11 protein-coding genes are annotated in these 12443 nt (G+C 55.5%); 5 read left to right on the top strand and 6 right to left on the bottom strand.

What is annotated here, in order from left to right; translation table 11 throughout:
* Nucleotides 1-43: 43 nt before the first annotated feature.
* The 5 genes from surA to apaH are packed head-to-tail and all read left to right on the top strand — an operon-like array spanning nt 44 to nt 4368.
* Nucleotides 44-1330, top strand: coding sequence for a peptidylprolyl isomerase SurA (gene surA, locus L462_RS00970; protein ID WP_014168597.1), 1287 nt, complete (start codon nt 44-46; stop codon nt 1328-1330).
* Complete coding sequence (gene pdxA / locus L462_RS00975; RefSeq protein WP_032679611.1) at nt 1330-2316, top strand: 4-hydroxythreonine-4-phosphate dehydrogenase PdxA; 987 nt, start codon at nt 1330-1332, stop codon at nt 2314-2316. The genes surA and pdxA overlap by 1 nt, the downstream gene beginning before the upstream one ends.
* Nucleotides 2313-3134 carry a 16S rRNA (adenine(1518)-N(6)/adenine(1519)-N(6))-dimethyltransferase RsmA gene (gene rsmA / locus L462_RS00980; protein ID WP_014168595.1) on the top strand — a complete coding sequence of 274 codons (822 nt, stop codon included), beginning with the start codon at nt 2313-2315 and terminating at the stop codon, nt 3132-3134. The genes pdxA and rsmA overlap by 4 nt, the downstream gene beginning before the upstream one ends.
* Nucleotides 3135-3137: 3 nt before the next feature.
* Nucleotides 3138-3515 carry a Co2+/Mg2+ efflux protein ApaG gene (gene apaG / locus L462_RS00985; protein WP_014168594.1) on the top strand — a complete coding sequence of 126 codons (378 nt, stop codon included), beginning with the start codon at nt 3138-3140 and terminating at the stop codon, nt 3513-3515.
* A gap of 4 nt (nt 3516-3519) precedes the next feature.
* Nucleotides 3520-4368, top strand: a complete 849-nt coding sequence (gene apaH, locus L462_RS00990) for a bis(5'-nucleosyl)-tetraphosphatase (symmetrical) ApaH (RefSeq protein WP_014168593.1) — start codon at nt 3520-3522, stop codon at nt 4366-4368.
* 39 nt (nt 4369-4407) lie between these two features.
* Here apaH and folA read toward each other — a convergent pair whose 3' ends face one another.
* The 6 genes from folA to carA all read right to left on the bottom strand — a co-directional run bounded on the left by folA (nt 4408) and on the right by carA (nt 12259).
* A complete protein-coding gene (gene folA, locus L462_RS00995; RefSeq protein WP_008502023.1) occupies nt 4408-4887 on the bottom strand; it encodes a type 3 dihydrofolate reductase in 480 nt (159 codons plus the stop codon).
* Nucleotides 4888-5001: 114 nt separating this feature from the next.
* Entirely contained in the window at nt 5002-6867 is a 1866-nt protein-coding gene (gene kefC, locus L462_RS01000) for a glutathione-regulated potassium-efflux system protein KefC (protein ID WP_032679610.1), read from the bottom strand.
* The gene (gene kefF, locus L462_RS01005; RefSeq protein ID WP_020882557.1) at nt 6860-7390 is read right to left on the bottom strand and encodes a glutathione-regulated potassium-efflux system oxidoreductase KefF; all 531 of its coding nucleotides are present in this window, start codon (nt 7388-7390) and stop codon (nt 6860-6862) included. The genes kefC and kefF overlap by 8 nt, the downstream gene beginning before the upstream one ends.
* 105 nt (nt 7391-7495) lie before the next feature.
* On the bottom strand, nt 7496-7729 hold the full coding sequence (locus L462_RS01010; protein ID WP_010427047.1) for a YgdI/YgdR family lipoprotein: 234 nt from the start codon (nt 7727-7729) through the stop codon (nt 7496-7498).
* A 138-nt stretch (nt 7730-7867) separates the two neighbouring features.
* A complete protein-coding gene (gene carB, locus L462_RS01015; RefSeq protein ID WP_014168589.1) occupies nt 7868-11092 on the bottom strand; it encodes a carbamoyl-phosphate synthase large subunit in 3225 nt (1074 codons plus the stop codon).
* Between the two features lie 18 nt (nt 11093-11110).
* Nucleotides 11111-12259 (bottom strand): glutamine-hydrolyzing carbamoyl-phosphate synthase small subunit, encoded by a 1149-nt coding sequence (gene carA / locus L462_RS01020; protein ID WP_020882556.1) that lies wholly within the window; start codon nt 12257-12259, stop codon nt 11111-11113.
* Nucleotides 12260-12443 lie beyond the last annotated feature (184 nt).

The raw sequence follows: 12443 nt of genomic DNA, 5'->3' as shown, positions 1-12443 counted from the left end.
TTGCAACGTAATCCGCTTTGCGGTTAATTGAAATGGAAAAAGTATGAAGAACTGGAAAACGCTGCTGCTCGGTGTCGCTATGGTTGCGAATACCAGCTTCGCGGCCCCCCAGGTTGTTGATAAGGTCGCCGCTGTGGTTAACAACGGCGTCGTGCTCGAAAGCGACGTTGACGGTTTGATGAAATCTGTGAAGCTCAATTCGGGTGAAGCAGGTCAGCAACTTCCGGATGACGCAACCCTGCGCCATCAGATCCTGGAACGTCTGATCATGGATCAGATTGTCCTGCAAATGGGTCAGAAAATGGGTGTGAAGGTCACTGACGAGCAGCTCGATCAGGCCATTGCTAACATCGCGAAGCAAAACAACATGAGCCTGGACCAGATGCGCAGCCGTCTGGCCTATGATGGCATCAGCTATGCAACGTACCGTAATCAGATCCGTAAAGAGATGCTGATTTCGGAAGTGCGTAACAATGAAGTCCGTCGCCGCGTCACGATCCTGCCTCAGGAAGTGGACGCGCTGGCAAAACAGGTGGGTAACCAGAACGACGCCAGCACCGAACTAAACCTGAGCCACATTCTGATCCCGCTGCCAGAGAACCCAACCTCCGACCAGGCTGCGGAAGCTGAAAGCCAGGCGCGTTCGATTGTCGAGCAGGCACGTAACGGCGGTGACTTTGGCAAACTGGCCATCACCTACTCCGCTGACCAACAGGCGCTGAAAGGCGGCCAGATGGGCTGGGGACGTATCCAGGAGCTACCTTCCATCTTTGCCCAGGCGCTGAGCACGGCGAAGAAAGGTGACATCGTGGGTCCCATCCGTTCAGGCGTGGGCTTCCACATCCTGAAAGTGAACGATCTGCGCGGTCAGAGTCAGAACATTTCGGTTACCGAAGTTCACGCTCGCCATATTCTCCTCAAGCCGTCACCTATCATGACTGACGATCAGGCGCGCGTGAAACTGCAACAGATTGCTGCAGACATCAAGAGCGGAAAAACCTCGTTTGCGAATGCCGCGAAAGAGTTCTCTCAGGATCCCGGCTCTGCTAATCAGGGCGGCGATCTGGGCTGGGCGGCCGCAGATATCTACGATCCTGCGTTCCGTGACGCACTGATGAAGCTGAACAAAGGCCAGATGAGCGCCCCGGTGCACTCCTCCTTCGGCTGGCATCTGATCGAACTGTTGGATACCCGCAATGTTGATAAAACGGACGCGGCGCAGAAAGACAGAGCCTACCGCATGCTGTTTAACCGTAAGTTCTCTGAAGAAGCAGCAACCTGGATGCAGGAACAACGCGCCAGCGCTTATGTGAAAGTACTGAGTAACTAATGAAACAGCATCGTGTTGTGATCACTCCCGGCGAACCTGCCGGGATTGGGCCTGACCTCGTTGTCCAGCTCGCCCAGCGCAGCTGGCCGGTGGAACTGGTTGTCTGCGCTGATGCAACACTGTTACAAGACCGGGCAACGCTGCTCGGTCTGCCTTTAACGCTCATCCCCTACCTTGAAGGCCAGCAGCCTGCACCACAGCAAGCCGGCACGCTTACGCTTCTTCCTGTTCCACTTCGTACTCCCGTCATCCCGGGTCAGCTCAGTACCGAAAACGGCCACTATGTTGTAGAGACGCTGGCGCGTGCCTGCGACGGTTGCCTGAAGGGTGAATTTGCCGCCCTGATCACCGGTCCCGTGCACAAAGGCGTTATCAACGAGGCGGGGATACCGTTTACCGGGCACACGGAGTTCTTTGAAGAGCGCTCACACAGCCCGAAAGTGGTCATGATGCTGGCGACAGAAGCAATGCGCGTTGCCCTCGTGACGACCCATTTGCCCATCAGGGCCATTCCGGATGCCATTACTCCGTCTCTTTTACGGGAGATCATCGGGATCCTGCATCACGACCTGCAAACCAAATTCGGCATCAAACAGCCGCATGTGCTGGTCTGCGGCCTGAACCCGCACGCCGGTGAAGGCGGGCATATGGGTACCGAAGAGATCGACACCATTATTCCGGTGCTTGAAGAAATGCGGGCAAAAGGGATGAACTTAAGCGGGCCGTTGCCTGCCGATACCCTTTTCCAGCCAAAATACCTGGATAATGCGGACGCCGTGCTCGCGATGTACCACGATCAAGGCTTGCCCGTGCTAAAATACCAGGGCTTTGGCCGCGGGGTGAATATCACCCTCGGTTTACCTTTTATTCGAACGTCCGTTGACCACGGTACTGCGCTGGATCTGGCAGGCCAGGGGAAAGCGGATGTCGGCAGTTTTATTACGGCGCTTAATCTCGCCATCAAAATGATTGTTAATACTCAATGACTAATCGAGTCCATCAGGGCCACTTAGCCCGAAAACGCTTCGGGCAAAACTTCCTCAACGATCAGTTCGTGATCGACAGTATCGTGTCTGCCATTAATCCGCAGAAAGGTCAGGCTATGGTCGAAATCGGCCCGGGTCTTGCCGCTCTGACTGAACCCGTAGGCGAACGCCTGGACGAACTGACCGTTATCGAACTCGATCGCGATCTCGCCGCACGCCTGCAAACTCATCCGTTCCTGGGGCCAAAGCTGACGATTTATCAGCAGGATGCCATGACCATGAACTTTGGTGAGCTGTCGGAAAAAATGGGCCAACCGCTGCGCGTGTTCGGTAACCTGCCGTACAACATTTCCACACCGCTAATGTTCCACCTGTTTAGCTATACTGATGCCATTGCCGACATGCACTTCATGTTGCAAAAAGAGGTGGTTAACCGTCTGGTTGCAGGGCCGAACAGTAAAGCGTATGGTCGTTTGAGCGTGATGGCGCAATATTTCTGCAACGTGATCCCGGTGCTCGAAGTACCGCCAACCGCCTTTACGCCGCCACCAAAAGTGGACTCTGCGGTAGTGCGTCTTGTACCGCATAAAATAATGCCGTACCCGGTGAAAGACCTGCGCGTGCTGAGCCGCATTACTACGGAAGCCTTTAACCAGCGCCGTAAAACGATCCGTAACAGCCTGGGCAATCTGTTTACCGTTGAAGTGCTGACTGAGTTGGGTATTGACCCGGCAATGCGTGCAGAAAATATTTCCGTAGAACAGTACTGCAAGCTGGCTAATTACATCAGCGAAAATGCGCCGCCGAAGGAGAGTTAAGCCATGATTGATTCGCCCCGCGTATGTGTCCATGTACAAAGCGTTTATGTTGAATCCCAGTCCTCACCGGATGAAGAACGTTTTGTCTTCGCTTACACCGTGACCATTCGCAATCTGGGGCGGATGCCTGTGCAACTGCTTGGGCGCTACTGGCTTATCACCAACGGCAACGGCCGCGAAATCGAAGTTCAGGGTGAAGGTGTGGTTGGTGAACAGCCCCACATCGACCCTGGCGAAGAGTATCAATATACCAGCGGTGCCGTGATCGAAACGCCGCTGGGCACCATGCAGGGCCATTACGAAATGGTCGACGTCGATGGCAATGTGTTCCGCGTTGCTATTCCTGTGTTCCGTCTCGCCGTTACAACACTCATTCATTAATCTAATGTCTACATATCTGATTGGCGACGTTCACGGTTGCTACGATGAACTGATCGCATTGTTAAAACAGGTCGACTTTACGCCTGGACAAGATACGCTCTGGCTGACGGGCGATTTAGTGGCGCGTGGCCCTGGCTCGCTGGACGTTCTACGCTTCGTCAAATCACTGGGCGACAGCGTGCGCATGGTACTGGGCAATCATGATCTGCATTTGCTGGCCGTCTTTGCCGGGATCAGTCGCAACAAACCCAAAGATCGTCTCTCGCCATTGCTGGATGCCCCGGACGCGGATGTTCTCATCAACTGGCTACGCCGCCAGCCGCTGCTGCAGATCGATGAAGAGAAAAAACTGGTCATGGCGCATGCCGGGATCACCCCTCAGTGGGATCTTGAGACGGCGAAAACCTGTGCGCGTGACGTTGAAGCGGTGCTGGCAAGCGATTCGTATCCTTTCTTCCTCGACGCGATGTACGGCGATATGCCGAATCACTGGAGCGAAGATCTTAGCGGTCTGGCCCGCCTGCGCTTTATTACGAACGCTTTCACCCGCATGCGTTTTTGCTTCCCGAACGGGCAACTGGATATGTATTGCAAAGAGACACCGGAAAGCGCCCCTGCGCCTCTTAAACCGTGGTTTGCCATTCCCGGTCCGGTGACCAACGCCTATAACGTGGTGTTTGGCCACTGGGCGTCGCTTGAAGGAAAAGGCACACCGGAGGGGATCTACGGTCTCGATACCGGCTGCTGCTGGGGTGGAGAGTTAACCTGCTTGCGCTGGGAAGATAAAACGTACTTTGTTCAGCCATCCAACCGACAGCTGGACTTAGGGGAAGACGAGGCCGTTGCCTCCTGATGAGGATTTCCCTCCCCCGGACGGGAGAGGGAAATTCACTTAGCGACGTTCCAGAATTTCGAAGCAGTAGCTGTGGGAGTTCTGCGCATCCGCGTCGTGGAATTCACTGAAGACAGATTCCCACTCATCAGGATCGTAGTCCGGGAAATGCGTATCCCCTTCCACTTCCGCATCAATGTGGGTCAGATACAGCTTCTGTGCTTTCGGCAGGAACTGTTCGTACACACGCCCACCGCCAATCACCATGATCTCTTCGGCATTACCGCATGCGGCAATGGCCTCGTCTACGGACTTCACCCATTCGACGCGATCGTCAGTGCCAGGCTGGCTACTGATAACGATATTTTTACGGCCCGGTAATGGACGACCAATCGACTCCCAGGTCAGGCGGCCCATCACTACCGGCTTGTTTAACGTAGTACGTTTAAACCATGCGAGATCGGCAGGCAGGTTCCACGGCATGGCATTTTCCATACCGATAACACGGTCCACCGCCAGCGCTGCAATCAGACTGATCATTGAAAATTTCCCGGATGCAAAAAATTGCCGCCACTATACGGAAAGCTTAATCTTTCGTCGACTGGCGGCTGAGTAAAGATAGAGAAATTTTTTAATATTGCTGGCAACTCCACTTCACGCGGAAGGTTTACTCTCCGGTTCGTCCGCCGGATCGCCGGTATGCTTGCCCTCTTCCGTGCCCTGCCAGCCGAGACGCTGGATAAGCGACAGGTGATTGCGGTCCTCGTTAATGATTTCCGTCAGCATCGCGCTGGTGCGTTTAAACACCGCTGCACGCTCGGTGGCTGTGCTGCCCGCCATCGCCACCATCTCTTCCACCATCTCGGTGTTAAAGCGGCGGAACAGGTCCGCACGTTCACGTGCTTCATAGGCACCTAGCCCCAGATTTTCCAGCGCCATCCGGCCAGACTTGAGCGCACCTTCGAACGTTTCACGCTCTGGCGCCTCCACACCTGCCTGACGCAGCCGGATGTAGTGATCCACATCGCGGGCGCGAGAGATAATGGTCAGCTCGGGGAAGTGTTCCTTGACCAGCTCCACCATCTGCATGCTGGTCTCCGGATCGTCGATCGCGTTAATCAACACTTCCGCTTTCGCCGCCCCGGCGGATTCCAGCAGATCGACACGGGTCGCATCCCCGTAAAACACTTTCATGTCGAATTTCCGCAGGGTCTCAACATGGTCGGGATCGTGGTCGAGGATCACCATTTTGACCCCGCTCGACAACAGCAAACGGCCCACGATCTGCCCGAAGCGACCAAACCCGGCGATGATCACCCGTGGCTGCTCCTCGTCGATCTCGTCGGCTTCGCGTTCTTGCTCGCTCCCCGTTTTTTCCAGACGCGCCAGCACCACCAGCAGAACAGGCGTTGCGGCCATCGACAGTGCGACCGCAAGCGTCAGCGCTTTCGCCCACTCAGCATCCAGTACGTTGGCCATCTGCGCCGCGCCAAAGACCACGAATGCAAACTCACTCCCCTGCCCCAGCAGTACGGCAAACCAACGACGCTGCTTGTTGGGCACCGTTAATGGACGCGCTATCAGCCACAACATGCCCATCTTAATGACCAGGAAACCGACCAGCAGGATGAGGATCCGCAGCGGATGCGTTACCAGCGTGCCAAAGTCGATAGACATCCCCACGCCGATGAAAAACAGCCCCAGCAATAATCCCTTAAACGGCTCGATATCACTTTCCAGCGCATGGCGATATTCAGAGCTGGCCAGCAGCACCCCGGCCAGGAACGCCCCCATAGCCATCGATAGGCCGGCTTCCTCGAGCAGCAAACCAAAGCCAAACACCAGGAACAGCGCAACGGCACTGAAAACTTCACGCAGGCCGGAGCGAGCGACAAAGCGCAGCAACGGTCGGGTCACGTAGCGGCCAAGCAGAATAACCAGCGCCAGGGCACCAACCACTTTCAGCGCGGAAAGCGCAAAAGCTCCCATGGTCGTTGAGGCACCGCTTGCGGCCAGCAGCGGGATCATCGCCACCAGCGGGATGGCGGCAATATCCTGGAACAGCAGCACCGAAAACGCGCTGCGCCCCATCTGAGAGACCGTCAGGTTACGCTCGTTCATTGCCTGCATGGCAATGGCCGTTGAGGAGAGTGCCAGCGTCAGGCCGATGAGAGTCGCGACTTTCCAGTCCATGCCCAGCAGGATACAGAACCCGCCCAGCAGCAAACCACAGGCCACCATCTGCAACGCTCCCCCACCAAATACCGAAGCGCGCAGTTTCCATAACCGCCGGGGATCCAGCTCCAGGCCAATTACAAACAGCATCAGCACGACGCCGATCTCAGCGAAATGGAGAATCGCCTCGGCATCGGTCACCAGACGGAAGCCCCACGGTCCAATGACACAGCCGGCAATGAGGTAACCCAGCACCGAACCCAGCCCCAGACGTACCGCCACGGGTACAATCAGCGCAGCCGCGCCGAGGTAAATCAGCGCCTGTATCAGCGTATGGCTATCCATTGTTCGCCTCCTGCCACTCAAGTAACCGTTGTTTATAATGGCGTGCCTGCGCCTGCAACGTCTCATCATCGCAAACGAACGTACAGTGCATCGCAAAAGGGGGGAGCCAGTTCAGCCCACAATAGAGCGCCGTCGCCTGCAGCGGCTGTGACAGCACCTCAAAGCCCGGGAAAGCACCAATATCGAAGTGGCTTTCTCCCCCGCCGGTGGTCACGGCCCACATCAGGCTTTTGCCTTTAAGCGCGTGACCGTTGTGGCCATACGCCCAGCCGTGGGAAAAGACTTTATCGATCCACAGTTTGAGGAGCGGAGGGGTGCTGTACCATTGCATCGGATGCTGCCAGATAATTAAATCGGCACGAGAGAGCGCCTCCTGTTCGGCGGCGATATCGATATTAAAATCGGGATAAAGTTGATAGAGGGAACGTATCTCTACGTTATCAAGCGTCCTTACCTGCTCAAGCATCCGTTTATTTGCATGCGAGTGATGCGGATACGGATGTGCGTAAATTATCAGAATCATTAATTAGCCTGTTGTTTTACTGCCTTCTTTTACCAAAAGAGTGTAGTCAGTAATTCAACAGGCTAATAGTGAATATTATTGACGGGCTAACGTCAGAAATCTGAACTAGTTATCCAGTTCGCCCATGGATTTCACCTGGTCACGGTTGATCTGTTCAGTTTGACCCGTTTCGGCGTTTTTATAGGAAACCAGACCGGTGTCATCATCGACCTGCGGCTTACCGTCAGTCACTATCGTACGGCCATCCGTGGTTTTTACTGCCTGATTAGATGAACAGCCCGCAACGGTAAACATGGCGGTGGCAGCCAGAACGGACGCGATCAGAAGTTTATTTTGCATGGTGTTTTCCCCTGCTCTCAGTTGAATTTCGTTATCGACCTAACCATTTTAGGCTAACTGACTGAATGCGGTTGGAAAACCAGAAGGTTCTGAAGGTAGGAATAATACCCGGCAGCGAATACTGCCGGGTATGTTGGCTTACTTGTTAATCTGGGCGTGCATTTCCTGAACGGAAATCACCTTCTCGGTGGCATCAGCGTTCAGTGCCATCGCGGTGGCGAAACCACCGTTCAGGGTAGTGTCGTAATGCACTTTGTACTGCAGCGCGCTGCGGCGAATCAGCTTGGAGTCTTCAATCGCCTGACGACCTGCGGTGGTGTTAATGATGTAGGTGTATTCGCCATTCTTGATGCGATCCTGAATGTGCGGACGACCTTCATGCACCTTGTTCACCAGACGCGGATTAATGCCCGCTTCACCCAGCACAATGGCCGTGCCGTGGGTTGCATCCAGCTCGAAGCCCTGTTTCAGCAGCTTAGCCGCCAGGTCAACCACGCGCTCTTTATCGCCTTCGCGAACAGAGAGCAGCGCACGGCCAGATTTTTTCATGGTGGAGTTACTGCCTAACTGCGCCTTCGCGAACGCTTCTGCGAAGGTGCGGCCCACGCCCATCACTTCCCCGGTAGAACGCATTTCTGGCCCTAACAGCGGGTCGACGCCCGGGAATTTGTTGAACGGCAGTACCACTTCTTTCACCGAGTAGTACGGTGGGATAATTTCTTTCGTCACGCCCTGCTGTGCCAGCGTCTGGCCCGCCATCACGCGCGCCGCCACTTTCGCCAGCGGAACACCGGTAGCTTTGGAGACGAACGGTACGGTACGTGCTGCGCGCGGGTTCACTTCAATCAGGTAGACTTCGTTGTCTTTAACAGCGAACTGGACGTTCATCAGACCGCGAACCTGCAGTTCGAAGGCCAGCTTCTGCACCTGCTGGCGCATCACGTCCTGAATTTCCTGGCTCAGGGTGTACGCTGGCAGGGAACATGCTGAGTCACCGGAGTGAACGCCTGCCTGTTCGATGTGCTCCATGATACCGCCAATCAGCACCATTTCGCCGTCACAGATGGCATCCACATCCACTTCGACGGCATCGTCGAGGAAGCGGTCGAGCAGAACCGGTGCATCGTTGGACACGCTCACTGCCGTCTGGAAGTAGCGACGCAGGTCAGCTTCGTCGTAGACGATTTCCATCGCGCGGCCGCCCAGCACGTACGAAGGACGTACCACCAGCGGGTAGCCAATCTCTTTCGCCTTCTCAACAGCCATCTCGATAGCGGTGACGGTGGCATTGGCCGGCTGTTTCAGCTTCAGACGGTCAACCGCCTGCTGGAAACGTTCACGGTCTTCTGCACGGTCGATTGCATCCGGGCTGGTACCGATTACCGGCACACCAGCGGCTTCCAGTGCGCGCGCCAGTTTCAGTGGGGTCTGGCCACCGTATTGCACGATTACGCCTTTAGGCTTCTCGATACGCACGATTTCCAGCACATCTTCCAGCGTTACCGGCTCAAAGTAGAGGCGGTCGGAGGTATCGTAGTCGGTCGACACGGTTTCCGGGTTACAGTTGACCATGATGGTCTCGTAACCGTCTTCGCGCAGTGCCAGGGAGGCATGAACGCAGCAGTAGTCAAACTCGATGCCCTGGCCGATACGGTTAGGACCGCCGCCCAGCACCATAATCTTGTCGCGGTCGACGGACGGATTCGCTTCACACTCATCTTCATACGTGGAGTACATGTAAGCGGTGTCGGTCGCGAACTCCGCTGCACAGGTATCCACGCGTTTGTAGACCGGGTGCAGGTCATACTGGTCACGCAGCTTGCGGATTTCCGCTTCACGTACGCCCGCCAGTTTGGCCAGACGCGCATCGGCGAAGCCTTTACGCTTCAGTACGCGCAGGAAGTCAGCGTCCAGGCCATTGATACCCAGGTCCGCGACTCTTTCTTCCAGACGTACCAGCTCTTCAATCTGCACCAGGAACCAGCGGTCGATGTTGGTCAGGTTGAACACGCCATCAACAGAGAGGCCCGCACGGAACGCATCGGCGATGTACCAGATACGCTCTGCGCCTGCGTCTTTCAGCTCGCGGCGAATTTTGGTCAGCGCTTCAGGGTCTTCCAGGCTCACTTTCGGGTCAAAACCCGTGGCACCCACTTCCAGGCCACGCAGCGCTTTCTGCAGGGATTCCTGCTGAGTACGCCCAATCGCCATCACTTCGCCAACAGATTTCATCTGCGTGGTCAGACGGTCGTTTGCGCCGGCGAACTTCTCGAAGTTAAAGCGAGGGATCTTGGTCACAACGTAGTCGATGGACGGCTCGAAGGACGCTGGAGTGCGGCCACCGGTGATGTCGTTCATCAGCTCATCGAGGGTATATCCCACCGCCAGTTTCGCGGCCACTTTCGCAATCGGGAAGCCGGTGGCTTTCGAGGCCAGCGCGGAGGAGCGAGAAACACGCGGGTTCATTTCGATAACAATCAGGCGACCGTTTTTCGGGTTCACGGCAAACTGAACGTTAGAGCCACCCGTTTCTACGCCGATTTCACGCAGTACCGCCATCGAGGCGTTACGCATGATTTGATACTCTTTGTCGGTCAGCGTTTGGGCTGGCGCTACGGTGATGGAGTCGCCGGTGTGGATACCCATCGCATCGAAGTTTTCGATGGAGCAGACGATGATGCAGTTGTCGTTTTTATCACGCACCACTTCCATCTCGTACTCTTTCCAGCCAATCAGCGATTCATCAATCAGCAGCTCTTTGGTGGGGGAGAGATCCAGACCGCGTTCACAAATCTCTTCGAACTCTTCGCGGTTGTAGGCAATACCGCCGCCGGTGCCACCCATGGTGAAGGATGGACGGATAATGCACGGATAACCAACGTCAGCCGCCACGGCCAGCGCTTCTTCCATGGTATGTGCAATACCGGAACGCGCGGTGTCGAGGCCGATTTTCTTCATCGCCACGTCGAAGCGACGGCGGTCTTCAGCTTTATCAATGGCATCGGCTGTCGCACCAATCATGGTCACGCCGAACTCTTCCAGCACGCCCTGACGTTCCAGCTCCAGCGCACAGTTCAGCGCCGTCTGGCCGCCCATGGTAGGCAGAACCGCGTCCGGACGCTCTTTTTCGATGATTTTGCGTACCACTTCCCAGTGAATCGGCTCGATGTAGGTTGCATCAGCCATTTCCGGGTCGGTCATAATGGTGGCCGGGTTAGAGTTCACCAGAATAACGCGGTAACCCTCTTCGCGCAGGGCTTTACACGCCTGGGCACCGGAGTAGTCGAATTCGCAGGCCTGGCCGATCACAATCGGGCCAGCGCCAAGGATCAGGATGCTTTTTATGTCTGTACGTTTTGGCATGGTCTTCTCGGCTCCTGATTATTTAGCGGTCTTACGGTATTGCTCAATAAGTTCGATGAAATGATCGAACAGCGGCGCGGCATCGTGCGGGCCCGGGCTGGCTTCAGGGTGACCCTGGAAGCTGAACGCTGGCTTATCGGTACGATGAATCCCCTGCAGGGTGCCATCGAACAGAGACTTGTGGGTCACGCGCAGGTTAGCCGGCATTGACGCCTCATCCACTGCGAAGCCGTGGTTCTGTGCCGTAATCATTACCGTGTTGTTATCGATATCTTTCACCGGGTGGTTCCCACCGTGGTGACCGAACTTCATCTTCACGGTGTTGGCACCGCTCGCCAGCGCCAGCAGCTGATGACCCAGACAGATGCCGAATACCGGGATATCGGTTTCCAGGAAGGATTTGATGGCGTCGATAGCGTAATCGCACGGTGCCGGGTCGCCAGGACCGTTGGACAGGAAAATACCGTCCGGATTCATCTTCAGTACCTCTTCAGCAGAGGTTTTCGCCGGGACAACCGTCAGGCGGCAGCCGCGGTCGACCAGCATACGCAGGATGTTGCGCTTGGCACCAAAATCGTACGCCACCACGTGGAATGGCAGGTCGCTCTCTTTTTTCGCTTCCGGCAGGTCTCCCGCCAGCGTCCAGCTTCCCTGCGTCCAGCTATAGGCTTCTGCTGTGGTCACTTCTTTCGCCAGGTCCATGCCGTTCAGACCCGGGAAAGCTTTCGCTTTTTCCAGCGCCAGGGCTGCATCGAGGTTATCCCCTGCGATGATACAACCGTTTTGTGCACCCTTCTCGCGCAGCAGACGCGTCAGCTTACGGGTATCGATATCAGCAATCGCCACGATGTTATGGCGCTTCAGGTAGGAAGAGAGGTCCTCGGTATTGCGGTAGTTGCTGGCAATCAGCGGCAGGTCGCGAATGACCAGGCCTTGCGCATGTACCTGAGAGGATTCTTCGTCAGCAGCATTGGTGCCGACATTGCCGATATGAGGATAAGTAAGAGTAACGATTTGGCGAGAATAGGAAGGATCAGTGAGGATTTCTTGATAACCGGTCATTGAAGTATTGAAAACGACTTCCCCAACCGCCGAACCCGTTGCCCCTATGGCCCGACCGATAAACTGGGTTCCGTCTTCCAGAACCAATAGCGCTGACTTAATCAAAACACCCTCCAGAGAATATTCACTCACTTTATTTGCATATTAATTCATAACCGCGTCATGAATCAATGCAAATGTGTTGCCAGCGGATTTTTGGCAAACGGCGGCATTCTGGGGATTTGGTGGCTAAAAGTCAACTTAAAACGGAGATTTGTCATATTCTTTTGCGAGCCTGAGAGAGCCAGGA

Origin of the sequence: Enterobacter sp. BIDMC 26 (genome assembly GCF_000534435.1) — a bacterium.
GTDB lineage: Bacteria > Pseudomonadota > Gammaproteobacteria > Enterobacterales > Enterobacteriaceae > Enterobacter > Enterobacter ludwigii.
This window is presented reverse-complemented; position numbering and strand designations above follow the sequence as displayed.

What these genes read in the sequence shown, in the direction of transcription:
- surA (WP_014168597.1), top strand. Translation starts at nt 44, where the DNA reads ATGAAGAACTGGAAAACGCTGCTGCTCGGTGTCGCTATGGTTGCGAAT.
- pdxA (WP_032679611.1), top strand. Translation starts at nt 1,330, where the DNA reads ATGAAACAGCATCGTGTTGTGATCACTCCCGGCGAACCTGCCGGGATT.
- rsmA (WP_014168595.1), top strand. Translation starts at nt 2,313, where the DNA reads ATGACTAATCGAGTCCATCAGGGCCACTTAGCCCGAAAACGCTTCGGG.
- apaG (WP_014168594.1), top strand. Translation starts at nt 3,138, where the DNA reads ATGATTGATTCGCCCCGCGTATGTGTCCATGTACAAAGCGTTTATGTT.
- apaH (WP_014168593.1), top strand. Translation starts at nt 3,520, where the DNA reads ATGTCTACATATCTGATTGGCGACGTTCACGGTTGCTACGATGAACTG.
- folA (WP_008502023.1), bottom strand. Translation starts at nt 4,887, where the DNA reads ATGATCAGTCTGATTGCAGCGCTGGCGGTGGACCGTGTTATCGGTATG.
- kefC (WP_032679610.1), bottom strand. Translation starts at nt 6,867, where the DNA reads ATGGATAGCCATACGCTGATACAGGCGCTGATTTACCTCGGCGCGGCT.
- kefF (WP_020882557.1), bottom strand. Translation starts at nt 7,390, where the DNA reads ATGATTCTGATAATTTACGCACATCCGTATCCGCATCACTCGCATGCA.
- L462_RS01010 (WP_010427047.1), bottom strand. Translation starts at nt 7,729, where the DNA reads ATGCAAAATAAACTTCTGATCGCGTCCGTTCTGGCTGCCACCGCCATG.
- carB (WP_014168589.1), bottom strand. Translation starts at nt 11,092, where the DNA reads ATGCCAAAACGTACAGACATAAAAAGCATCCTGATCCTTGGCGCTGGC.